Origin of the sequence: Burkholderia sp. LMU1-1-1.1 (assembly GCF_040675865.1) — a bacterium.
Classification (GTDB): Bacteria; Pseudomonadota; Gammaproteobacteria; order Burkholderiales; family Burkholderiaceae_D; genus Rugamonas.
In genome coordinates this window covers 43,791-67,998 of sequence record NZ_JBEGHG010000078.1, presented here as the reverse complement: position 1 = coordinate 67,998, position 24,208 = coordinate 43,791, and the positions used below count along the sequence as shown (strand labels likewise).

At 64.4% G+C, this 24,208-nt stretch carries 19 protein-coding genes; 6 read left to right on the top strand and 13 right to left on the bottom strand.

All coding sequences use genetic code 11. From position 1 onward, the window contains the following. Window positions 1-188 precede the first annotated feature (188 nt). Window positions 189-1,232, bottom strand: a complete 1,044-nt coding sequence (gene purM, locus MRBLMU1_RS29900) for a phosphoribosylformylglycinamidine cyclo-ligase (protein WP_363509752.1) — start codon at window positions 1,230-1,232, stop codon at window positions 189-191. Window positions 1,233-1,591: 359 nt separating this feature from the next. Here purM and hda point away from each other — a divergent pair, with 359 nt between their 5' ends. The 5 genes from hda (at window position 1,592) to panB (ending at window position 5,848) form a co-directional block, all read left to right on the top strand. Continuing rightward, window positions 1,592-2,278: a DnaA regulatory inactivator Hda gene (gene hda, locus MRBLMU1_RS29895; protein ID WP_363509750.1), complete on the top strand. Its 687-nt coding sequence runs from the start codon at window positions 1,592-1,594 to the stop codon at window positions 2,276-2,278. Window positions 2,279-2,288: 10 nt separating this feature from the next. After that, window positions 2,289-2,960 (top strand): HAD family hydrolase, encoded by a 672-nt coding sequence (locus MRBLMU1_RS29890; protein ID WP_363509748.1) that lies wholly within the window; start codon window positions 2,289-2,291, stop codon window positions 2,958-2,960. Continuing rightward, complete coding sequence (gene pcnB, locus MRBLMU1_RS29885; RefSeq protein ID WP_363509746.1) at window positions 2,953-4,371, top strand: polynucleotide adenylyltransferase PcnB; 1,419 nt, start codon at window positions 2,953-2,955, stop codon at window positions 4,369-4,371. The genes MRBLMU1_RS29890 and pcnB overlap by 8 nt, the downstream gene beginning before the upstream one ends. A 15-nt stretch (window positions 4,372-4,386) precedes the next feature. After that, window positions 4,387-4,902, top strand: a complete 516-nt coding sequence (gene folK, locus MRBLMU1_RS29880; RefSeq protein ID WP_363509744.1) for a 2-amino-4-hydroxy-6-hydroxymethyldihydropteridine diphosphokinase — start codon at window positions 4,387-4,389, stop codon at window positions 4,900-4,902. 67 nt (window positions 4,903-4,969) lie between these two features. Beyond that, window positions 4,970-5,848 (top strand): 3-methyl-2-oxobutanoate hydroxymethyltransferase, encoded by an 879-nt coding sequence (gene panB / locus MRBLMU1_RS29875; RefSeq protein WP_363509742.1) that lies wholly within the window; start codon window positions 4,970-4,972, stop codon window positions 5,846-5,848. A gap of 169 nt (window positions 5,849-6,017) precedes the next feature. Here panB and MRBLMU1_RS29870 read toward each other — a convergent pair whose 3' ends face one another. The 7 genes from MRBLMU1_RS29870 to MRBLMU1_RS29840 form a co-directional block, all read right to left on the bottom strand. Further along, on the bottom strand, window positions 6,018-7,379 hold the full coding sequence (locus tag MRBLMU1_RS29870) for an aspartate aminotransferase family protein (protein ID WP_363509740.1): 1,362 nt from the start codon (window positions 7,377-7,379) through the stop codon (window positions 6,018-6,020). Between the two features lie 10 nt (window positions 7,380-7,389). Further along, window positions 7,390-8,727 carry a glutamine synthetase family protein gene (locus MRBLMU1_RS29865; RefSeq protein ID WP_363509738.1) on the bottom strand — a complete coding sequence of 446 codons (1,338 nt, stop codon included), beginning with the start codon at window positions 8,725-8,727 and terminating at the stop codon, window positions 7,390-7,392. 12 nt (window positions 8,728-8,739) lie between these two features. Then, on the bottom strand, window positions 8,740-10,074 hold the full coding sequence (gene glnT / locus MRBLMU1_RS29860; RefSeq protein WP_363509736.1) for a type III glutamate--ammonia ligase: 1,335 nt from the start codon (window positions 10,072-10,074) through the stop codon (window positions 8,740-8,742). A gap of 15 nt (window positions 10,075-10,089) precedes the next feature. Continuing rightward, window positions 10,090-11,577: an aldehyde dehydrogenase gene (locus tag MRBLMU1_RS29855; protein WP_363510247.1), complete on the bottom strand. Its 1,488-nt coding sequence runs from the start codon at window positions 11,575-11,577 to the stop codon at window positions 10,090-10,092. A 36-nt stretch (window positions 11,578-11,613) separates the two neighbouring features. Continuing rightward, window positions 11,614-13,065 carry an aspartate aminotransferase family protein gene (locus MRBLMU1_RS29850; protein ID WP_363509734.1) on the bottom strand — a complete coding sequence of 484 codons (1,452 nt, stop codon included), beginning with the start codon at window positions 13,063-13,065 and terminating at the stop codon, window positions 11,614-11,616. A 28-nt stretch (window positions 13,066-13,093) separates the two neighbouring features. Next, on the bottom strand, window positions 13,094-14,464 hold the full coding sequence (locus MRBLMU1_RS29845; protein ID WP_363509732.1) for a glutamine synthetase family protein: 1,371 nt from the start codon (window positions 14,462-14,464) through the stop codon (window positions 13,094-13,096). A 114-nt stretch (window positions 14,465-14,578) separates the two neighbouring features. Then, entirely contained in the window at window positions 14,579-15,337 is a 759-nt protein-coding gene (locus MRBLMU1_RS29840; RefSeq protein ID WP_363509730.1) for a gamma-glutamyl-gamma-aminobutyrate hydrolase family protein, read from the bottom strand. Between the two features lie 98 nt (window positions 15,338-15,435). Between MRBLMU1_RS29840 and MRBLMU1_RS29835 the strand changes: the two genes are divergently transcribed. Next, window positions 15,436-16,953, top strand: coding sequence for a PLP-dependent aminotransferase family protein (locus MRBLMU1_RS29835; RefSeq protein ID WP_414646139.1), 1,518 nt, complete (start codon window positions 15,436-15,438; stop codon window positions 16,951-16,953). A gap of 109 nt (window positions 16,954-17,062) precedes the next feature. Here MRBLMU1_RS29835 and MRBLMU1_RS29830 read toward each other — a convergent pair whose 3' ends face one another. The 5 genes from MRBLMU1_RS29830 to MRBLMU1_RS29810 all read right to left on the bottom strand — a co-directional run bounded on the left by MRBLMU1_RS29830 (window position 17,063) and on the right by MRBLMU1_RS29810 (window position 24,200). Beyond that, window positions 17,063-17,908, bottom strand: a complete 846-nt coding sequence (locus MRBLMU1_RS29830; RefSeq protein WP_363509726.1) for an ABC transporter permease — start codon at window positions 17,906-17,908, stop codon at window positions 17,063-17,065. Continuing rightward, the gene (locus MRBLMU1_RS29825; protein WP_363509724.1) at window positions 17,905-18,813 is read right to left on the bottom strand and encodes an ABC transporter permease subunit; all 909 of its coding nucleotides are present in this window, start codon (window positions 18,811-18,813) and stop codon (window positions 17,905-17,907) included. The genes MRBLMU1_RS29830 and MRBLMU1_RS29825 overlap by 4 nt, the downstream gene beginning before the upstream one ends. 12 nt (window positions 18,814-18,825) lie before the next feature. After that, window positions 18,826-19,953 (bottom strand): ABC transporter ATP-binding protein, encoded by a 1,128-nt coding sequence (locus MRBLMU1_RS29820; protein ID WP_363509722.1) that lies wholly within the window; start codon window positions 19,951-19,953, stop codon window positions 18,826-18,828. A gap of 101 nt (window positions 19,954-20,054) precedes the next feature. Continuing rightward, entirely contained in the window at window positions 20,055-21,425 is a 1,371-nt protein-coding gene (locus MRBLMU1_RS29815) for a glutamine synthetase family protein (RefSeq protein ID WP_363509720.1), read from the bottom strand. A 51-nt stretch (window positions 21,426-21,476) separates the two neighbouring features. Further along, window positions 21,477-24,200 (bottom strand): molybdopterin-dependent oxidoreductase, encoded by a 2,724-nt coding sequence (locus tag MRBLMU1_RS29810; protein WP_363509718.1) that lies wholly within the window; start codon window positions 24,198-24,200, stop codon window positions 21,477-21,479. Window positions 24,201-24,208 lie beyond the last annotated feature (8 nt).

Genomic DNA, 24,208 nt, shown 5'->3' with positions numbered 1-24,208 from the left:
CGGTCCACCATTTCTACACGGGCTGGTCGGTATGGGCCGTTAGCGGCTCATGCCTGGCGGATTACGCTCCGCTAATCCGCCCTACGTGTCACTTCGGTCTGCATGCGGAACTCATTTTTGCGCAGTTTAATAAAAAAGCGGACGACGCATTGGCGTGGTCCGCTTTTTTCTCGCATGTAAATCTTGGCTTACACGACGATGGTCTGGTGCTCGTCGCCGACGCGGGCGCGGATCTTGCCGATGGTGTAGACGATCTCGCCGGCCTCTTCCAGCTGCTCGATGGCGGCGGCGGCGTTTTCCTGCGCGACGATGACCGTCATGCCGATGCCGCAGTTGAACACGCGGTGCATCTCGGCGTCGGCCACGCCGCCGTGCTGTTGCAGCCACGTGAACAGCGGTGGCAGGGTCCACGAGGTCGAATCCAGCTCGGCCACCAGGCCCGGCTGCAACACGCGCGGGATGTTCTCGACCAGGCCGCCGCCGGTGATGTGCACCATGCCTTTGACTTCCATCGCCGCCATCAGCGCCAGCAGCGGCTTGACGTAGATGCGGGTCGGCTGCATCAGCACGTCCGAAAGCTTCCTGCCGTGGAAGTCGCCTTCCAGGTCAGGCTTGGCCACTTCGATGATCTTGCGCACCAGCGAGTAACCGTTCGAGTGCACGCCCGACGAGGCCAGGCCCAGGATGACGTCGCCCGGGGCGATCTTGGTGCCGTCGATAATCTTCGATTTTTCCACCGCGCCGACCGCGAAACCGGCCAGGTCGTACTCGCCGGCCGGGTACATGCTCGGCATCTCGGCCGTCTCGCCGCCGATCAGCGCGCAACCGGCCTGCTCGCACCCCTGGGCGATGCCCTTGATCACGTCGGTGGCGATCGCCACGTCGAGCTTGCCGCAGGCGAAATAGTCGAGGAAGAACAGCGGCTCGGCGCCCTGCACCAGGATGTCGTTGACGCTCATGGCGACCAGGTCGATGCCGACCGTGTCATGACGGTTGAGCTCGAACGCCAGCTTGAGCTTGGTGCCGACGCCGTCGGTGCCGGACACCAGCACCGGCTCCTTGTACTTCTTGCTGATCTCGAACATGGCGCCGAAACCGCCCAAGCCGCCCATGACGCCCTCGCGCATGGTGCGCTTGGCGAAAGGCTTGATTGCTTCGACTAAAGCGTCGCCCGCGTCGATATCGACGCCGGCGTCACGGTAGGACAGGGAAACATTTGAAGTTTGGCTCATGGTGTATTTCGCAGCGGAGGCGGTAAAATAGAAGGCGGAGACCGTTTCGTAACAAAATCGCACGTTTTCGGCGCTTTTCTGCACAAATCCACGCAAATAAGCCTGCGCGAACCCGGTCAATCCGCTATTTTATCAAAATGCCTCGTCCACCTGCCGTTTTTAAACCATCTAAATCACATTCCATGCCATTTCCCCTCGCGCTAGAGCACAAGCACACGGCATTCTGGCTGGCGGCACGGGCGACCCCTCTCCTTGGCATTTCGGCACCACGACCCACGGCGCCCCTCTATAATGCGTGACGTATCTAAAAAAAGCGTCAAGAAAAGCGTTATGCAAACGATCAAACCAAGGCGAACGCCATGAAACAGCTGGTGCTCGATTTAGGCGCGGACCAGGCGCACAGCCTCGCATCGTTCGAGGTGGGACAGAACGCCGAGGCGGCGGCGCTGATGGCGCAATTCGCCGATCGCAGCTCGCGCGAGCACTTCGCCTACCTGTGGGGCCTGGGCGGCGTGGGCAAGACCCACCTGCTCAAGGCGCTGGCCAGCGCCGGCGGCGAGGACGAGCAGCGGCGCGCGCGCTACATCTCGCCGTTCTCGATCGAGTCCGAGTTCCTGTATTCGCCCGAGGTGGACCTGTACCTGCTCGACGACTGCGAAAAACTGTCGCCGGTGGCGCAGATCGACGCCTTCGCGCTGTTTAACGAAATCCGCGCCAACAACGCCTTCATGGTCTGCAGCGGCGCCGTCGCCCCGGCCGTGCTGCCGGTACGCGAGGACCTGCGCACCCGCATGGGCTGGGGCCTGATCTACCAGATCCACGGCCTGACCGACGACGAGAAGGTGGCCGCGCTGGGCGCCGCCGCCACCGCCCGTGGCTTGACGCTGTCGCCCGGCGTGATACCCTACCTGCTGTCCCATTTTCAGCGCGACATGCGATCGTTATCGACGATGCTTGACTCGCTGGACCAGTATTCCCTTGAAACCCAACGCCCGATCACCCTGCCGCTGTTGCGCGAGTGGTTGCAGGCGGAAGCGAAAGAATGACGAATCCCGCATGAAGCTTGCCCTCTTTGACCTTGACCACACGCTGCTGCCGATCGACTCCGACCACGAGTGGGGCGAGTTTTTAGTGCGCATCGGCGCCGTGGACGCGGCCACCTTCAAGCGCCGCAACGACGATTTCTACGCGCAGTACCAGGCCGGCACGATCGACCCGGTCGAATACCTGGAGTTCGCGCTCGGCACCCTGGCCGGCTTTTCGCCCGTGCGGCTGGCCGAAATGCAGGCGCGATTCATGAACGAGGTGATCGTGCCGGCGATCCGCCCGGCCGCGCTGGCGCTGCTGAAAAAACACCAGGACGCCGGCGACCTGGTGGCCATCGTCACGGCCACCAACCACTTCGTCACCGCGCCGATCGCCAAGGCGCTGGGCGTGGAGCACCTGATCGCCGCCATGCCGGAACGCGACGCCGAGGGCTTGATAACCGGCCGCCTGCTTGGCACGCCGACCCAGGGCGCCGGCAAGATCGTCCACACCAAGGCCTGGCTGGAAAAGATGGGCAAGACGCTGGAGGATTTCGACACCGTCTACTTCTACAGCGACTCGCACAACGACCTGCCGCTGATGTCGATCGTCTCGCACCCGATCGCGACCAACCCGAACGCCACCCTGAAAACGCACGCCACCGCTCAAGGCTGGGCTTTAATTGAACTATTCAATGATTAAGAAACTGATCCGAAAAATCCTCGGCACCAAAGACAAGACCGCCAAGGCCCGCGACACCAACACGCCGGTGATACTCGGCTCGGACGCCCACGGCATCGATCCGAAGCTGCTGTCGTCGAACGCGGTGCGCGTCACCAGCACCTTGCAGGAAGCCGGCTTCGAGGCCTTCGTCGTCGGCGGCGCGGTGCGCGACCTGCTGCTGGGCGTGAAGCCGAAAGACTTCGACATCGCCACCAACGCCACGCCGGAGCAGGTGCGCAAGCTGTTCCGCCGCGCCTTCATCATCGGCAAGCGCTTCCAGATCGTGCACGTGATGTTCGGCCAGGACCTGCTGGAGGTGACCACCTTCCGCGGCACCACCTTGGACAACGCGCCCAAGGACGACCATGGCCGCGTCCTGCGCGACAACACCTTCGGCTCGCAGGCGGAGGACGCGGTACGGCGTGACTTCACCATCAACGCCATGTACTACAACCCGGCCAACCAGCAGGTGCTGGACTACCACGGCGGCATCGAGGACATCCGCGCCAAGACGCTACGCATCATCGGCCAGCCGGAGGCGCGCTACCGCGAAGACCCGGTGCGCATGCTGCGCGTGGTGCGCTTCGCCGCCAAGCTCAAATTCACCATCGAGCCGGTCACCGCCGCGCCGATTCCCGTGATGGCGTCGCTGATCGACAACGTGCCGCCGGCGCGCGTGTTCGACGAGATGCTGAAACTGCTCATGAGCGGCCACGCGCTGGCCTGCCTGCAACAGCTGCGCAAGGAAGGCCTGCACCACGGCCTGCTGCCGCTGCTCGACGTGGTGCTGGAGCAGCCGCTCGGCTTCAAGTTCGTCACGTTGGCGCTGGACTCGACCGATGCCCGCATCGCCGCCGGCAAGACCGTGTCGCCGGGCTTCCTGTTCGCGTCGCTGCTGTGGCACCAGGTCCTGGAAAAATGGACCGCCTACCGCGCGGCGGGCGAGCAGACCATTCCGGCGCTGCACCTGGCGGCCGACGACGTGCTCGACTCGCAGACCGAGAAGCTGGCCTTGCAGCGCAAGATCGGCACCGACATGCGCGACATCTGGTCGATGCAGCCGCGCTTCGAGCGCCGCACCGGCAAGTCGCCTTACAAGCTGCTGGAGCACCTGCGCTTCCGCGCCGGCTACGACTTCCTGCTGCTGCGCTGCGCCTCCGGCGAGATCGACGCAGAACTGGGCGAATGGTGGACCGCCTTCTATGAAGGCGACGAGGCCACCCGCGAGGACTTGATCGCGACGGCCGGCCAGTCATCGTCGTCGGGCCCCGGCGGCGCGGCGACCAAACGCAAACGCGCGCCACGTCGCGGTGGCCGTAGCAAAGGCCCTGCGGCGGCGGCCGAAGGCGGCACACCCGGCGCCAGCAGCGCCGGCGGCACCGGCGAGTAATTCGTCCACGCAGGCATGGGCATCATCGGCAAAAAGGATGAAGGCGGCTTCGCCTTCACCATCGCCTACATCGGCATCGGCGCCAATCTTGGCGACGCGCGCGCCAACGTCGCCGACGCCCTCGAACGCCTGCAACGCCTGCCCGGCTGCACCCTGATGGCCGCATCGAGCATGTACCGCACCGCGCCGATCGACTCCAGCGGCGACGACTACATCAACGCCGTCGCCCGCGTCGCCACCACCATGGACGCCGAGGCACTGCTGCGGGCGCTGCACGACATCGAGCAGGCGCACGGGCGCGAACGGCCCTACCGCAACGCCCCGCGCACCCTGGACCTCGACCTGCTGCTGTACGGCGACGCCATCATCGCCAGCCCGACCTTGACCGTGCCGCACCCGCGCATGACCGAACGCGCCTTCGCGCTGGTACCGTTGCTGGAACTGGCGCCGGCGATCCATATCCCCGGACGCGGCCCGGCGAGCGACTACGCGGCCGGCGTCGCCGGCCAGGGCATTAGCCCGATCACCTGACCTTCTGCACGCGATAGCATTCAGGACTACACTATCGCGGTCCGACTTCATCTCTAAAGGAATCCCCATGTCTGGTTATTTGCAAGGAAACGAACTGGCCGCGAGCCAAAAGCCCGCCGCCACCACCTCACCTGCACCGGCCAAAGCGGCCGCCACCAAGGCTGTCACCGTCCACACGCTTGCCGCCCTGCGTTCGGCCGGTGAAAAAATCGCCATGCTGACGTGCTACGACGCCAGCTTCGCCTCGCTGATGGACCGCTGCGGCGTCGAAATGCTGCTGATCGGCGACTCGCTCGGCATGGTCTGCAACGGACATCAGTCGACGCTGCCGGTCACCGTCGCCGAAGTGGCGTACCACACCGCCTCGGTCGCGCGCGGCAGCAAGTCGGCGCTGATCGTCGCCGACCTGCCGTTCGGCGCCTACGGCACGCCGGAGACGGCGTACGCCAACTCGGTGCAGCTGATGCAGGCCGGCGCGCACATGGTCAAGCTGGAAGGCGGCGCATGGCTGGCCGACACGGTGCGCTTCCTGACCGAGCGCGCGATTCCGGTCTGCGCGCACCTGGGACTGACGCCGCAATCGGTGCACCAACTGGGCGGCTACAAGGTGCAGGGCAAGACCACCGACAGCGCGGATCTGCTGAAGGCCGACGCGTTGAAACTGCAGGCGGCCGGCGCCTCGGTGCTGGTGCTCGAAGCGATACCGTCGTCGCTGGGCAAAGAGGTCACCGACCTGCTGGCGATACCGACGATCGGCATCGGCGCGGGTCCGGACTGTTCGGGCCAGGTGCTGGTGATGCATGATCTGCTGGGTGTCTTCCCGGGCCGCAAAGCGCGCTTCGTCAAGAACTTCATGGAAGGCCAGACCAGCATCGACGCCGCCATCAGCGCGTATGTCGCGGCGGTCAAGGACGGCAGCTTCCCGGCGCTGGAGCACTGCTTCTAAAGCCGCCACCCGTGGACACGCACCCCAACGAAACCACGGAGACACGTAGGGCGGATTAGCCGGAACGGCGTAATCGGCCATCCATGAGCCGCCGAGGGCTCACGGATGGCCGATTACGCGCTGCGCGCTAATCCGCCCTACGTGTTTCAGATTGACGCGACATCCACCATCAACGCATCTCTCCGAGGCATTCATCGAACGCCGCAAGCAGGCGCGCGACATCACCCTCTGTCGTCGACGGACACACCAGCAGCATGTTGTGAAACGGCGTAATCAACAGCCCACGATTGAGCAGATACAGATGAATGATCTGTTCCAGCTCGCCGTCGAGGATCGCCTGCGCCTCCGTGCCATTGCGCGGCGCCGACGCCGCGAACTGGAACTCCGTACGCGCCCCAACTTGCGTCACGCACCACGGCAACCGGTGCCGCGCGATCACATCACGCAATCCATCCGCCAACGTTGTCGCCAACGCGAACATCCGCCGGTACGCCGCCTCCGTCATCACCTGCTCCAGATTGGCGCGCATCGCGGCCATCGCGAACATGTTCGCGCTCAGCGTGGTTCCAACGCCCGAGTGCCCAGGCGGCGCGCCTCGCTTGGCCTGCTCGACCCGGCGCGCCAGCTCCTCGGTGAATCCATACACCGCGCAGGGAATCCCGCCGCCTATCGGTTTGCCGACGACCAGCGCATCCGGCAGCATGCCATGTTCACGCGCATAGCCTCCCGGTCCGCTGCTGATGGTGTGCGTTTCATCGATCACCAGCAGCGAGCCGTGACGTCTGATGACGCCCTGCGCCGCCTCCCAGTAGCCGGCCTCCGGCAGCACCATGCCGATATTGGTCATCACCGGCTCCGCCAGCACGCAGGCGACATCGCCTTTCGCCAGCGCAGCCTCCAAGGCTGCCAGGTCATTGAACTCCACCACCACCGTATGATCCGTCAGCGCGTGAACCTGCCCCAAAAGGCTGTCGCGCTGCGTCGGCACGCCATCGACCAGATCGACAAACACATCGTCCACAGTGCCGTGGTAGCAGCCGTTAAATACCAACACCTTGTCGCGCCCCGTCGCCGCGCGCAGCCAGCGCAGTACAAAGCGGTTGGCATCCGAAGCCGATAGCGCGAACTGCCAGTACGGCAAACCGAAACGCCGCGCAAGTTCGGCCGCAACCGGCGCCGCGTCCACCGACGGCAGCATCGCCGTGTAGCCGCGCGTGGACTGGCGCGCTATCGCCTGCGCCACGGCGGGCGGCGCGTGGCCGAACATGGCGCCGGTATCGCCCAGGCAGAAATCAACGTACTCGTGACCATCGACATCGCGGAAGCGCGCGCCGGAAGCCTCGTCCACCGTCAGCGCGAAAGGCGTCGACCAGTCATTCATCCAGTGCATCGGCACGCCGAACAGCAAGTGCCGCCCCGCCTCGCCCGCCAGCCTGGCCGATTCCGGATTGCGCGAAACATAGCTTGCGCGTTCCCGCGCCGCCAGCGCTTGCGCGCGCGGCCAGTTCAATCCATCGCGTGTGTCGTGCATCTTGCGCTCCTCACACCAGCAGCATCAGATGCTCGCGCTCCCAGGAACTGATCACGCGGCTGTAGGTGGCGAATTCCAGTTCCTTGACCTCGCAGAACGCCTGAACGAACAACTCGCCCAAAATCTCGCTCAACGGTTTGCATTCGCGCAGGCGCAAAATCGCATCCTCCAGATTGCGCGGCAGCTGGTCGTGCACATGCTCCGCGCTGCCCTCGGTCGGCTCGGAAGGCGTCAAGCCGTCGACCATGCCGAGGTAGCCGCACGCCAGGGTCGCCGCCATCGCCAGATAGGGATTGACGTCGACGCCGGGCACGCGGTTCTCCACGCGGCGATTGGTCGGCGTCGAGTTGGGAATGCGGAAGCCGCAGGTCCGGTTGTCGTAGCCCCAATGCACATTGGTCGGCGCCGACATGAAGCGCGACAGCCTCCGGTAGGAATTGACGTGCGGCGCGAACAGCAGCGTGGCCGCCGCCGTGTAGTGCTCCAGGCCCGCGATATAGTTAAAGAACAAGGGGCTGGGCTCACCTTTTTTGTCGCTGAAGATGTTGTTGCCGGTCGCCGCATCGAGGATGCTTTGGTGGATGTGCATCGCGCTGCCCGGCTCCGTCTCCATCGGCTTGGCCATGAAGGTGCCGAAGATCCCGTGCCGCAGCGCCGTCTCGCGCACCGCGCGCTTGAACAGGAACACGCGGTCGGCCAGTTCCAGCGCGTCGCCATGGGTGAAGTTGATCTCCATTTGGCCTGCGCCGGCTTCGTGAATCAGCGTTTCCACGCCAAGCTGGTGCTGCTTGCAGAAGGCCGACAGCTCCAGGAAGAAGGGATCGAAGTCGTTGACCGCGTCGATCGAGTACGACTGCCGGCCGGATTCGGTCTTGCCGCTGCGGCCCAGCGGGGGTGTCAGCGGCTCGTGCGGATTGCTGCTGCGGGCGACCAGATAGAACTCCATTTCCGGCGCCACGACCGGCTGCCATCCGCGATCGGCGTACAGCTTGAGGACCTTGCGCAGCACCGCGCGCGGCGACAGCCCGACCGGCGTGCCGTCGAAGTTCTGGCAATCGTGGATCACCAGCGCGACGTTCTCCGCCGCCCACGGCACCTGCCGCAACGTGGCCAGATCCGGCACGCAGATCATGTCCGGATCGGTGGCGCCTGTGTAGGGCAGGTTGTTCGGCTGCTCGCCGTTGACGGTGTTGAGCAGGACGCTCTTGGGCAGGCGCATCTCGCCTTCGCTGAGGAACAAGTCCTTGGGCAGGATTTTGCCGCGCGCGATGCCGGTCATGTCGGCGATCACGCATTCCACCTCGTGGATGTTGCGCTCTCGTAGAAAATCCTTCATTGCCTGGCTCATGCCTCTCTCCTGTTAGAACCGGTCGATATATCGCGCGGTCTCCCACGCGCTCACATGTTGACTGTATTCGATCCACTCGGCGCGCTTCAACGCGACGAATTCCTTGATGAAGTCTTCGCCCAGGGCCGTTGCCATTGCGGTATCGGCTCGCAGCGCGGCGGCGGCCTCGCCCAGATTTTGCGGCAGTATCCGCAGCCCCAATTCAGCGCGCCGGGCATCGGACATCTCGTAGACATCCTGGTTCACCGGCTCCCCAACCTCCAGGGAGTTTTCGATGCCATCCAGGCCGGCGGCGATCACGCCGGCCAGCGCCAGATACGGATTGGCGGAGCTGTCCGGCAGCCGCCATTCGATCCGCTGGTAGACGACGCGCGCGACGGTGGTGCGGTTGTTATTGCCGTAGCCGATAAACGCCGGCGCCCAACTGGTGCCGGACAAGGACTGCCCGCACATCAGCCGTTTGTAGGAGTTGACGGTGGGTGCGCATAGGGCGGTCAGTGCCGGCGCATGGCGCAGCAGACCGGCCATGAAACGATAGGCCAGCGGCGACAAGCCGAGTTCACGGTCATCCTTATCAGCCGCGAACACCGGCTTGCCGTCTTGATCCGCCAGCGACAGATGGAAATGCAGGCCGCTGCCCGGGCGGTCGGCGAACGGCTTGGGCATCATCGAGAACAGCATGCCCTCCTCCTCGGCGATGTGATGCGCCGCCATCTTGAACAGCATGAAGTTGTCGGCGGCCTTCAACGCATCGGCGTATCTGTAATTGACTTCGAACTGGCCGGTCGCGTCCTCGTGATCGATCTGGAACACGCCCAGGCCGCACTGGTCCAGCGACGCGGTCAGCTTCTCCAGAAACGAGCGGCGGCGCAACAGGCTTCTGGTGTCGTAGGAAGGCTTTTCCAGCGTGTCGGCAGCTTCGGCGTCGTAACCGTTCTGCGCTTTTTGCAGCAGGAAAAACTCCGGCTCCAGTCCCGCGTTCAGGGTCCAGCCATGCTTTGCCAGCCGCTCCACCTGCCTGCGCAGAGTCTGGCGCGGACAGACATCAAACGGCTGGCCGGCGACATGGCCGTCGAGCACCACGCGCGCATAACCGGGCAGCCAGGGCATGGCCTGCAGGGTCGAAAGATCGGCGCGACCATAGTATTCCGAGCGCGGACCGCTGCGCGGCAGGCCGGTGCCCCAGATCGAAGGCCCCGAGAAGCCGGCGCCCGGATGGATGACATCGTCCAGGTGGGCGAGCGGTATCAGCTTGCCTTTCGCCGCGCCATGGATGTCGGTGAACTGGGCGAATATGTATTTCACGCCCTGCGCAGCCATCTCCTCCTGTCGTTCCGCGTTGCTCATCCAACTCTCTCTTGATTAGCCGATCTGAATCCAGGTGGTTTTCAGCTCGGTGTATTTATCGAACGCATGCAGCGACTTGTCGCGGCCATTGCCGGACTGCTTGTAGCCGCCGAATGGCACGGTGATGTCGTCGCCGTCGTACTGGTTCACGTGCACGGTGCCGGCACGCAGCGCGCGCGCCGTCTGTATCGCCTTGGTCATGTCGGACGTCCACACGGCGGCCTGCAAACCATAGGGCGTGGAATTGGCCTGCTTGATCGCTTCCTTCAAGTCGGTGAAAGCCAGCACCGACAGCACCGGTCCGAAGATCTCTTCGCGCGCGATGGTCATGTCGCTGTCGACCTGGTCGAACAATGTCGGCTCGACGAAGAAGCCTCCGGTCTCGGTGCGCGCCTGACGCCCGCCCGACAGCAGCTTGGCGCCGCCCGTCTTGCCGGCCTCGATGTAGCCCAGCACCGTCTTCAACTGCGTCGCATCGACGATGGCGCCCATCACCGTGTTCTCGTCGAGCGGATCGCCGGGCTGGAAGTCCGGCATCATCGCCAGCGCCTTCTCGATGAATCGGTCCTTGATCGACGCCTCCACGAACAGACGCGAAGGCGCGTTGCAGCTCTCGCCCTGGTTGAAGTAAATCGAACCGATGGCCGAGGCCACCGCCGCATCGAGGTCGGGGCAATCGGCGCAGACGATATTGGCCGACTTGCCGCCCAACTCAGTCCACGCCCGCTTGAGGTTCGACTGGCCGGCCATCTGCAAAATCTGCTTGCCGACGCGCGTGGAGCCGGTGAAGCCGATGCAGTCGACATCCATGTGCAGCGCCAGCGCGGCGCCGGCCTCGTGGCCGTATCCGGGCAGCACATTGAACACGCCGGCCGGAATGCCCGCCTCCAGCGCGATGTCGGCCAGCCGCAGCGCCGTCAGCGGCGACTTCTCCGACGGCTTGAGCACCACGCTGTTACCGGCGGCCAGCGCCGGCGCGATCTTCCATGCCGCCATGATCATCGGGTAGTTCCACGGCACGATGGCGGCGACCACGCCGACCGGCTCGCGCGTGATCAACGCGAGGCTGTTCTCGGCGGTCGGCGCGATCTCGTCATAGATCTTATCAATCGCCTCGCCATACCAGCGCAGGCAATTGGCGGTCGCGCCGACGTCCACGCTCTGGCTGTATTTGATCGGTTTGCCCATGTCCAGCGTCTCGAGCAGGGCCAGCTCCGGGCCATGCTTTTGCACCAGATCGGCGAACTTGATCATGATACGCTTGCGCTGTGCCGGCGACTTGCCCGCCCAGCTGCGCGCCTCGAAAGCCTCGCGCGCGCTGGCCACCGCCGCGTCGACATCGGCGCCGTCGCAGCGCGCCACCATGCCCAGCTTGCGGCCGTCGATCGGCGACAGGTTCTCGAACTGCTGCTCGTTCCTCGCCCATACGCGCTGGCCGCCGATAAAGGCGCGGCCATCCATCTGCAGGCTTGCCGCCCGCTCATGCCACGATGTTGCCACCATCTTTGTCGTCATTTTTCGCTCCAGTCCAATTCAGGTTTAGACCCAGCCGCGTTCCTTGATGTCCGCGTAAGTCAGATCCAGACACTTGCGGATCAGCGCCACCATCTCGTCGATCTGGGCCACGGTCATGACCAGCGGCGGCGCGATGATCATGCGGTCGCCGACGGCGCGCATGATCATGCCGTTGTCGAACATATATCCACGGCAGACCATCCCCACGCCCAGCGCCTCGTCGAACGACACGTTATCGTGCGGAACGGCGCCCTTGGTGCGCACCAGGTTGAGACCCGCGACAAAGCCGCAGCTGTCCGCGTATCCGACCAGCGGATGGTCGGACAGTTCCGCAAAGCGCTTCTTCAGGTACGGGCCGGTTTCGCCGGCGACGCGCTCGACCAGCTTCTCGTCTTCGATGATGCGGATATTCTCCAGTGCCGCCGCGCAGGCGACCGGATGGCCGGAATAGGTGAAACCGTGATTGAACTCGCCGCCCTGCCCGATGAGCACATCGGCCACGCGGTCGCCTACCAGCACGCCGCCCAGTGGCACATAACCGGATGTGACGCCCTTGGCGAAGGTGATCAGATCGGGCTTGATACCGAACAGCTCCGACGCGAACCACTTGCCGAGCCGCCCGAAGCCGCAGATCACCTCATCGGCGATCAGCAAGATGCCGTATTTGTCGCAGATGCGCTGGATCTCCGGCCAGTAGGTCGCGGGCGGGATGATCACGCCGCCAGCGCCCTGCACCGGCTCGCCGATGAAGGCCGCGACCTTGTCGGCGCCGACCTCCAGGATTTTCTTCTCCAGCCAGGACGCGGCCTCGATGCCGAATTCGTCCTCGGTCATGCCACGCCCCGCCTCCAGGTAGTTGGGCTGGCCGATATGCACGATGCCGGGAATCGGCAAGCCGCCCTGCGCGTGCATGCCGTCCATGCCGCCCAGCGATGCGCCGGCCACGGTGCTGCCGTGATAGGCGTTGTGGCGGCTGATGACGGTGTGGCGCTCCTTGTATCCCAACACGTCCCAATAGCGGCGGACCATGCGCAGATTGGTGTCGTTTCCTTCCGAGCCCGAGCCGGTGAAGTAGACGTGATTGAACTGCGGCGGCGATATCTTCGCCAGCTTGGCCGCCAACTGCACGGCCGGCACGTTTGTGGTGTTGAAGAAGCTGTTATAGAAAGGCAGCGTCTCCATCTGCCTGTACACCGCTTCCGAGATGCTGGTGCGGCCGTAGCCGACATTGACGCACCACAGGCCGGACATCCCGTCGAGAATCTTCTTGCCCTGCGAATCCCACAGGTAGATGCCTTCGCCGCGCACCATCACGCGCGCGCCTTTTTCGCCCAGCGCCTTGTGATCGGTGAACGGGTGCATGTAGTGGGCGGTATCCAGCTTCTGGATCGCGGCGGTGTCGTACACCTGCGGCGCGGCGGGACTTTTTACCGACGCGACCAGCGCGGCGCTTGGTGCCAATGAGTTGTTAGCCATAGTGATTCCTTGTTGGAGAGGTGGATGATCAGACGTGCAGCAGCAGGTGTTCGCGTTCCCACGGGCTGATGACGGTCATGAATTCCTGATGCTCCAGGTCCTTGATGGCGGCGTAGACGTCGATGAAGCGGCCGCCCAATACGCTGCGCAGTTTGTCCTCGGCACGCAGATGCTGAAGCGCCTCCGGCAAGCCTTGCGGCAGTTCGACCTTCAGGTCGTAGGCGCTGCCCACGGTCATCGGTGTCGGTTCCAGCTGCTCGGTCATGCCCAGATAGCCGCAGGCCAGCGTCACCGCCAGGGCCAGGTAGGGATTGGCGTCCGCGCCGATGATGCGGTTTTCGACGCGGCGATCCTGCACGCCCGATTCCGGCACGCGGAAGCCGACGGTGCGGTTGTCCATGCCCCACTGGATATTGATCGGCGCCGCCGTGTGGCGCACCAGGCGGCGGTACGAATTCACATACGGTGCGACGATCGCCATCGCCGATGGCATGTAGCGCTGAAGACCAGCGATGTATTGCTTGAAGATCGGCGCCGCCGATCCATCCTCGGCACTGAAGATGTTCATGCCCGTTTTGACATCGACCACGCTCTGGTGCACGTGCATCGCGGAACCCGGTTCGCCCGCCATCGGCTTGGCCATGAAGGTCGCGTACATGTCGTGCTTGAGCGCCGCCTCGCGCAAGGTGCGCTTGAAGAAGAACACCTTGTCGGCCAGTCCGAGCGGGTCGCCGTGCAGGAAGTTGATCTCCATCTGGCCGGCGCCGATTTCGTGAATCAAGGTGTCGACGTCAAGGTTCATCAGGTCGCAGTAGTCGTAGATGTCCTCGAACAGCGGATCGAATTCGTTGACGGCATCGATGCTGTAGACCTGGCGGCTGGTCTCGGCGCGGCCGCTGCGGCCGATCGGCGGTTTCAAAGGCAGATCGGGATCGGTGTTTTTCGCCGTCAGATAGAACTCCAGCTCCGGCGCGACGACCGGCTTCCAGCCCTTGTCCTCATATAGCTTGAGCACGCGGCGCAGCACGGAGCGCGGCGCGAAGTCGACCAGGCGGCCGTCGGAGAAATAGCAGTCATGGATCACCTGCGCAGTCGGATCGCTGGCCCATGGCACCATCGTGATGGTGGTCGGATCGGCCTTCAGGATCATATCGCGGTCGGTGCTGGAGATGGCGCGGTCGTAGCCCGCGTCCTCGGTGGGGTAATTGCCGGTCACGGTCATGCCCAGCACCGCCTCGGGAATGCGCATGCCGCGCTCCTGGGTGAATTTACCGCGCGGGAGGATCTTCCCGCGCGCCACGCCTGTCAGATCGGGCACCAGGCATTCGATTTCTGTGACGTGTTTTTCGTTCAGCCACAGATCCATGTCTGTGTACGTAAAGTTCTCGCGGATTGCCATGTAATTCTCTCATTGTTGTTTTGATCGTGCGCGGGGCCGCCTGTGGGGCGCCTGCTGTGGGATGACGCAAGAAGGGGCACTAAGGGACCCGCCGCGCCCACTGTTCGTAGGTCTTCATGCGTCTCTCCCTTGCTTGTAGATGCGGCAGGCCTCGCCGAAGGCCTGGAACAACTTGATCGAGTCGGGGTTCTCGGATAACCGCCACTCGGGGTGCCACTGTACCGCGAGCGTGAATCCCGTGTCGCCCGCCAGGCTGTAGGCCTCGACCAGGCCATCGTCGGCGCGGGCTTCAACCACAAGGGACGGCGCCAGTTTGGCGATGCCCTGCCCGTGCAGCGAATTGACCATGATCGTCGCTGCGCCATCCAGTATTCGCGCCAAACGGCCGCCCGCTTCCAAGGTCACGCGGTGCGACGCGGCGTACTGCTGCTCCAGCGTCAGCGTTTTTTGCTCGCGATGGTCGGACATGCCCGGGACATCGTGCACCGCCTGGTGCAGCGTGCCGCCCAGCGCCACGTTCATCTCCTGGAAGCCACGGCAGATCGCCAGCAACGGTATGCCACGCTCGATCGCGGCGCGTATCAGCGGCAGCGTGGTGGCGTCGCGCGCGGGGTCGCGCGGCAGCAGGGGATCGAGCACCGTCTGTCCGTACAGGGCGGCGTCCACGTTCGATGGGGAGCCGGTCAGCATGATGCCGTCGGCCAGGTCCAGCAGCGCGTCGAAATCGGTGGCCGCGCCCAGCGCCGGCACGATCAGCGGCGTGCAGCGTGCTCCGTCGGCCACGGCGGCGACGTACTTGAGATGCGCCGTGTGGCTGGCGTGGACGCCAACCAGATTGACGCAAGCGGGAACCAAAACGATGGGGCTGCGCATATTTATCGATTTAACATGAATTACATTTGATCATAGTCCTATTTTGGTATCATGGTGAGCACCACTTGTTGATATTTATTAGAACCACTTTGCGTTCCATCTCCCCCACTTCCGACCTGCTGGCCCAGACGCTGGCGCAAACCGGCTTCCATCCACGTTTGCCCCAGCAGCGCCGCCTGTACGAGGCGGCCAAGGCCGCGATTCATCAGCAGCACCTGGGCGCAGGCAGCAAGCTGCCGTCCAGCCGCGACCTGGCGGCCGACCTGCGCATCGCCCGCAACACCGTCATCGCCGCCTTCGAGCAGCTGGCGGCGGAGGGCTACGTCACCAGCCGGCTCGGAAGCGGCACTTATGTCGCCGATTTGCAAGCGCACAGCGCCAGCATGCGCGGCGGCCAGTCGCCCGTCCCGCATGGTGCGCGGGTGGCGCAGAGGATGCAGCGCGCCGCCAGACTGTCGAAGCGCGGCCAGGAAGTCGCGCGCATCGCGGCCGGCCCCAAATTCGAGATACAACCGTTCGCGCCGGGCGATCCGGACTTCTCATCGTTTCCGCTCAAGCTGTGGCACCGGCTGCAAAACCGCGTGTGGCGCGAGGTGGGTAGCGACCTGCGTTCCGACCTGCTGGATTACGGACAGGCCGGCGGCCATGCGCCGCTGCGCCAGGCCATCACGGAGTATCTGCGCTTATCGCGCTCGGTCAAGGTATCGGTGGAACAGGTGCTGATCACCGGGGGCACCCAGCAATCGCTCGACCTGTGCGCACAGCTGCTGGCCGATGCCGGCGATACCGCCTGGATCGAGGACCCCGGCTACTGGGGCGCGCGGCGCGTGTTCCAGGCGCGCGAGCTCAAATTGCATCCGGTGGCGGTGGACGGCGAAGGCATGGCGATCAAGGCGGCGGACCTGGCGACGAAACCACGCCTGATCTACGTGACGCCCTCTCACCAGTATCCGACCGGCGCGGTCATGAGCCTGGCGCGCCGGCGCGAGCTGCTCGATGTCGCCGTGCGCAAGGACGCCTGGATACTGGAGGACGACTACGACAGCGAATTCCGCTACACCGGCCGGCCGCTGGCGGCGCTGCAAGGGCTGGATAACGATGACAGGGTGCTTTACATGGGCACCTTCTCCAAGGCCCTCTACCCCGGCATCAAGATCGGCTACCTGGTGGTGCCGCCGGCGCTGATCGACGGCTTCAAGTCGGCGCTGTACGACCTGCAGCGGCCCGGCCAACTGATGGTGCAGGCGGCGCTGGCCGACTTCATCTCTCTCGGTCACTTCACCACGCACCTGCGCAAGATACGCCAGACCTATGGCGCGCGGCGGGAGCTACTGCGCCGCACGCTGGTGAACCAGTTCGGCCCCCGGCTGGGCGGCAGCGTCACCATCTCCCGCGAGGAATCGGGACTGCATCTCGTGGTCCAGCTGCCGGACGACGTCGACGACGTGGCGCTGGAGCGCAAGGCGGCGGAAAAGGGAATCCAGGTGAAGGCGCTGTCGACCTATTATCTGTCGCAGCCGGTGCGGCGCGGCCTGCTGGTCGGCTATGCCTATTGCACGCCGGAGCAGATCACCCATTACGGCAGACTGCTGGCGAGGATCATCATAGATACGTAAACACGCAATCACGTAGGGCGGATTAGCGAAGCGTAATCCGCCAATGCGTGCGCCGTCGGCGGCGCAACCATGGCGGATTACGCTTCGCTAATCCGCCCTACGTGTTATGTCAGCCTTTCGCAGCCGATGAGATCTGTTTCTGCCGCAGCCGCTCGTTGCGGGCGATATAAAGGCTCGATGCGATCACGCCGATGGTGACGACCAGGATGGTCAGCGCGGCCACCGCGTTAACGCGCGGGTCCAGTCCCAGACGGGCGCGCGAGAAGATCACGATCGGCATCGTCGACGAGCCGGGGCCGGACAGGAACGCCGACAACACCACGTCGTCGAGCGACAAGGTGAACGTCAACAGCCACGCGGAGCCCAGCGCCTGCTTGATGTTCGGCAGCGTCACCAGGAAGAACACCTGATAAGGCTTGCAGCCCAGGTCCATCGCCGCCTCTTCCAACGACTTGTTCATCTCCTGCAGACGCGATTGCACCACCACCGCCGCATAGGCCATGCCCAGCAAGGTGTGGCCGATCCAGATCGTCATCAACCCGCGCTCGGGGAAGCCGAACACCTTCTGCACCGACACCAGCATCAGCAGCAGCGATAGGCCGATGATCACCTCCGGCATCACCAGCGGCGCGCTGACCATGCCGGCGAACAGCGTGCGGCCCGTGAAGCGGTGATAGCGATCGAGCACGAAGGCGGCGAAGGTGCCCAGCACCACCGAGGCGCAAGCCGTCATCAGCGCGATCCTCAGCGACAGCCCCAGCCCGCTGATGATCTCCGCGTCGTTCATCAGCGCCGCGTACCACTGCAGCGAGAAGCCGCTCCACACCATGTCCTGGCGCGAGCTGTTGAACGAGAAGACCACCAGCACCACGATCGGCAGGTACAGGAACAGATAGCCCATCGACAGCCAGCCGCGCCCGAACCAGCGCTGCATAAAGGTGGTATTGCTTTTCATGAGCGGGCCTCCTGCTCTGCCTTGTACTTATTGAAGATCGCCATCGGCACCAGGATCAGCAGAATCACCACGACCGTCACCGACGACGCCAGCGGCCAGTCGTTATTGGTGAAGAATTCGTCCCACAGCTGGCGGCCGATCATCAGGGTCTCGGGACCGCCCAGCAATTCCGGGATCACATATTCGCCGATGGCCGGAATGAACACCAGCATCGAGCCGGCGATGATGCCGGACTTCGACAACGGCACGGTGATGCGCCAGAAGGCTTGCAGCGGCGTCGCCCCCAGATCGGCGGCGGCCTCCAGGAAGCGCGTGTCCATCTTCACGAGATTGGCGTACAGCGGCAGGATCATGAACGGCAGATAGGCGTACACCATGCCGATGATTAGCGAGAACTGGGTGTTCATCAGGTGCAGCGGCTCGCCGATGGCGCCGATCCCGATCAGGAAGTTGTTGACGATGCCGTTGTTGGCGAGGATGCCCTTCCAGGCGTAGATCCGCAGCAGGAAGGAAGTCCAGAACGGCAGCATCACCAACATCAGCAGCACCGGACGGACGGTCGGTTTGGCGCGCGCCATGAAGTAGGCGAACGGGTAGCCGATGATCAGGCATAGCGCGGTGGTGATAGCGGCGAACTTGATTGAGCTGAGATACGTCAGCACATACAGCTCGTCCTCCGCGATGAACAGGTAGTTCGAGATCTTGACCTTGAGCGTGATGACCCCGTCGGCCAATGTCATCAGCGTGCCGAACGGATTGCCCATGTCCGACTCGGTGAAGCTGATGCGCAGGACGATCAGGAACGGCACCAGGAAGGCGAACGCCAGCCACAGGAACGGCACGGCGATGACGACGCGGCGGCCGGTCAGCCATCGCAGGGTCAGTAAATTCTTCAGGAAGTTCATGACCACCCCACCTTAGCTGGTCAGCACGACGACGTCAGCGCCGTCCCACCAGGCGTAGACGCGCTGGTCGCGCTTAAGCGCGGCGTCGTCGTGACGGGCGGCGTTGGTGCGCGAGACCTTGATCTCCATGCCGCTGTCCAGACGCACGTGGTACAGCGTCTCGTTGCCGAAGTAGGCCATCGCGGTGATCGCGCCCTGCACGCAGTTGTATCCATGCTCGCTGGCGTTGGCGCGCTGCTCCAGCAACGGCGCCTCCGTTTGCAGGGCGATCTTCTCGGGCCGCACGGCCACCGCCACCGGCATGCCCATCGTGCCGGTGATGCCGTGGGTGACGTAGTGGCGCCCCTCGGGCGTGTCGATGATGACGTGGTCCGGTTCGTCGACCGCCACGCTGCCGTTGAACAGATTGACGCTGCCGATGAAGTCCGCCACGAATCGGCAGTTCGGCGTTTCGTAGATCTCGCCCGGCGGGCCGACCTGCAGGATGCGGCCTTCGCTCATGACGGCGATGCGGGTCGCCATGCTCATCGCCTCGTCCTGGTCGTGGGTGACCATCACGCAGGTGACGCCGACTTCCTCGATGATGCCGACCAGTTCCATCTGGGTACGCTCGCGCAGCTTCTTGTCCAGGGCGCCGAGCGGCTCGTCGAGCAGCAGCAATTGCGGCCGCTTGGCCAGGCTGCGCGCCAGCGCCACGCGCTGCTGCTGGCCGCCGGACAGCTGGTGCGGCTTGCGCTTGCCGTAGGCGGCCAGTTGCACCAGATTGAGCATCTGCTCCACGCGCGCGGCGATTTCGTCCTTCGGCAGGCCGTCGCGGCGCAGGCCGAAGGCGATGTTGTCCCACACCGACAGGTGCGGGAACAGCGCGTACGACTGGAACATCATGTTGATCGGGCGCTGATACGGCGGCACGCTGACGATGTCCTTGCCGGCGAGCGTGATCTGGCCCTGGGTCGGCGTTTCGAAACCGGCCAGCATCCGCAGCAAGGTCGATTTTCCGCAGCCGGAGCTGCCCAGCAACGCGAAAATCTCGCCCTTGTCGATGGCTACCGAGACATCATTGACAGCGCGGACACCGTCGAATTCCTTAACCAGATTGCGGATCAGGAGGAAGGGTTCAGCAGCTCGCTCTATGGTCATGTTATAGAAAGATAAATGATATTAATAATATATCCGAGCGGCCATCCGCCGGCCGCCCGATTTTTGGACACGTGATTATAAATGCTGCCACTTATTGTCGCCTATACATGCAGCAATAAGTGTTCCCGTTCCCATGGGCTGATGACGGTCATGAACTCCTGATGCTCGACTTCCTTGATCGCCGTGTAGACGTCGACGAAGCGTTCGCCCAGCACCTCGCGGATGCGGTCCTCGCGGCGCAGCCATTCCAGCGCCTGGGGCAACCCCTGCGGCAGCTCGGACACGTGATCATAGGCGCTGCCGGTGATCATCGGCGTCGGCTCCAGCTTGTCGACCATGCCAAGGTAACCGCAGGCCAGCGTCACCGCCATCGCCAGGTAGGGATTGGCGTCGGCGCCGATGATGCGGTTCTCCACGCGCCGCTGCTCGACGCCGGAGATCGGAATCCGGAATCCGACGGTGCGGTTGTCGTTACCCCACTGGACATTGATCGGCGCCGCCGTGTGACGCACGATGCGGCGGTACGAATTGACGTACGGCGCCATGATCGCCATGACCGCCGGCGTATAGCGTTGCAGGCCGCCGATATAGTGGCGGAAGTTCGCCGACGGCGAGCCGTCCGGCGCGCTGAAGATATTGCGGCCGGTGGCGGCGTCGCTCACGCTCTGGTGCACATGCATCGCCGACCCGGGCTCGTTGGCCATGGGCTTGGCCATGAAGGTGGCGTACATGTCGTGCTTGAGCGCCGCCTCGCGCAAGGTGCGCTTGAAGTAGAAGACGTTGTCGGCCAGCGCCAGCGGATCGCCGTGCTGGAAGTTGATGCCCATCTGGCCGGCGCCGGTCTCGTGGATCAGCGTGTCGACGTCGAGGTTCATCAGCGCGCAGTAGTCGTAGATATCCTCGAACAGCGGATCGAACTCGTTGACGGCGTCGATGCTGTAAACCTGGCGGCTGGTCTCGGCGCGGCCGCTGCGGCCGACCGGCGCCCGCAACGGCAGATCGGGATCGATGTTCTTCTCGGTCAGGTAGAACTCCAGCTCCGGGCCGACCACCGGCTTCCAGCCACGTTCCGCGTACAGCTTCAACACGCGGCGCAGCACGGAGCGCGGCGCGAAGTCGACCAGGGTGCCGTCGGCGAAGTAGCAGTCGTGGATCACCTGCGCGGTCGGATCGACCGCCCAGGGCACGGTGGTGATGCTGCCGGGGTCCGCGCGCAGGATCATATCGCGGTCGGTGGAGGAGATGGCGCGGTCGTAGGCCGCGTTCTCGATCGGGTAGTTGCCGGTGACGGTCATGCCCAGCACCGCCTCGGGAATGCGCATGCCGCGCTCCTGGGTGAATTTCGCGCGCGGCAGGATTTTCCCGCGCGCGACGCCCGTCAAGTCGGGCACCAGGCATTCAATTTCAGTGACTCGGTTCTCGTTGAGCCACTGATCCATATCGGCATCGGAGAAGTTTTCACGGATAGACATGTTCGCTCTCTGTAGTCATGATCAAGCGATCGATAGTCTAATTTACCATATTTACAACCTTGCCTCCGCCGCCTCCACACGCGTTTGTACAAGAATCTTCTTGATTTCGGGGACGCAGGAGCCGCAATTGCCGCCCGCCTTGAGGCAGGAGGTCACCTGCGCCACCGTCTGCAGGTCCTTCTCGACGATGGCGTTGCAGATCGTGTTGCGGCCCACGCCGAAGCACGAGCACACGGTCGGTCCGGTGTCGGCGCCCTTCTCCACCGGCATGCCGACCAGCAGGCCGACGCGGTCGATTTCGCTCAACTGCTCCTTGACGAACAGGCTGGCGAGCCAGGCGCGCGACGGCATGTCCTGGCGCGGGGAGAGGAAGATGCACTGCTCGATACGGTCGTTCACCACGTGCACGGCGCGGTACACGCCGGCGGTGCGGTCCTCGTATTCGAGCCAGTCGGCGTCGAGATCCTGCACACCGAGCACGCCGCGCGCCCACTGGCCGAAATCGGAGATGGTGTTGCGGCCGGCCAGCTCATAGCGGGCGAATTCGCGGCCCTGGATGCGGGTCCAATGGGCCACGCTGTCCAGATCGACCTCGGTGCGGCTCAGGATGAAGCTGTGCCAGTTGACGCGGAACTGCTCGATGCGCACCGGCGTATGCTTGAATTCCGGCTCGCCCGACACCGGATCGACCACCGGGTTGACTAGCGCGCCGACGCGGGCGTCGGACGAGGTCTGGCCCGACCAGTGGATCGGAATGAACACCGTGCCGCGCGGGATGCCGCCGCCGTGCTGCACACGCGCCACCATTGCGCCCCACTCGGAGCTGACGCGCGCCAGCTCACCTTCGCGCACCCCGTGCAGCAGCGCGTCCTGCGGATGGATGTCGACGAACGATTCGGAGATGTGATCGGCCAGGGTGAACGATTTACCCGTGCGCGTCATCGTATGCCACTGGTCGCGCACGCGGCCGGTGTTGAGCGCCAGCGGGAAGTCCTCGCTGATGGCGTTGACCGGCGCGCGCGGGGCGGTGACGATGAAGCGCGCCTTGCCGTCGGCGTGGGCGAAGCGCTTGTCGGCGAACAGGCGCTCTTCCACCTCGATGCCGCCGGCGGCGCCACGGCGCACCGGCCATTGGACCGGTTCCAAACCATCGTACTCGTTCTTGCTCAACCGCGCCAGGCCGGACATGTCGAAGGCGCGCGGCACGTCGGCGGCGCTGTTGCGGAAGCCGCTCAGGCGCGCATGTTCGTCGAAGACGCTGTTGGCGCCGGCGAAATCGAAACCGCTGAAGCCCATGCGCTGCGCGAACAGCGCCAGGATCTTCCAGTCTGCCATGGCCTCGCCCGGCGCCGGCAAGAAGGCGCGCTGGCGCGAGATGCGGCGCTCGGAGTTGGTGACCGTGCCCTCCTTCTCGCCCCAGCCCAGCGCGGGCAGCAGCACGTCGGCGTAGGCGTTGGTGTCGGTGTTCTGCATGATGTCGGTGGCGACCACCAGCTCGCACTTTTCCAGCGCGCGCCGCACCTGGTCTGCATCCGGCATGCTGACCACGGGATTGGTGGAGATCACCCACACCGCCTTGACCTTGCCGTCCTCGATCGCCTTGAACAGGTCGACCGCTTTCAGGCCAGGCTTGTCGGCCATCGCCGGCGATTCCCAGAACGTCTGCACGACCTCGCGGTGGTCGGCGCGGTCCAGGTCCATGTGCGCGGCCAGCATGTTGGCCAGGCCGCCCACTTCGCGCCCGCCCATGGCGTTCGGCTGGCCGGTGATCGAGAAAGGCCCCATGCCCGGCTGGCCGATGCGGCCGCCGATCAGGTGGCAGTTGATGATGCTGTTGACCTTATCGGTGCCTGAAGAAGACTGGTTCACGCCCATCGAATAGGCGGTGATGGTCTTGTGCGTGGCCGCGAACAGTTCGTAGAACTCCATCAGCACCGGCAGTTCGATGCGGCAGATCTTCGCCACGACCGCCGGATCGCTGCAATCGGCGTTGGCGGTGGCGAGCGCCGCGTCGAAGCCGTTGGTGTGGCCGGCGACGAAGGCCGGATCGACGGCGCCGATGCGGTTCAGATAACTGAGCAAACCGTTGAACAGCCAGACATCGGTGCCCGCCTTCACCGGCAGATGCAGGTCGGCCAGCTCGCAGGTCGCGGTGCGGCGCGGGTCGATGACGACGATCTTCATCTCCGGGCGGCTTTCCTTGGCCTTCAGGATGCGCTGGAACAGAATCGGATGGCACCACGCGGTGTTGGAGCCGACCAGCACCACCATGTCGGCCAGTTCCAGGTCGTCGTAGCACAGCGGCACCAGGTCTTCGCCGAAGGCGCGCTTGTAGCCGGCCACCGCCGACGACATGCACAGGCGCGAATTGGTGTCGATGTTGGCGCTGCCGATGTAGCCCTTCATCAGCTTATTGGCGACGTAGTAATCCTCGGTCAGCAGTTGGCCCGACACGTACAAGGCTACGGCGTCCGGGCCATGTTCGTCGATGATGGCGCGCCAGGTGCCGGCGACCTTGTCGAGCGCCTCGTCCCACGAGACGCGGCGCAGGCCTTCATCGCCGCGCACCTGCGGGTACAACAGGCGGCCGTCCAGGCTCACCGTCTCGCCCAACGCGGAACCCTTGACGCACAGGCGCCCCTTGTTCGCCGGGTGCAGCTTGTCGCCGGCGATGGAGACCGTGCCGTCGCCCTTGGGGGTGGCGCTCACACCGCAACCGACGCCGCAATATGCGCAGGTGGTGCGGACTGACAGATGGTCTTGGGACAGGTTCAAAATTCGCT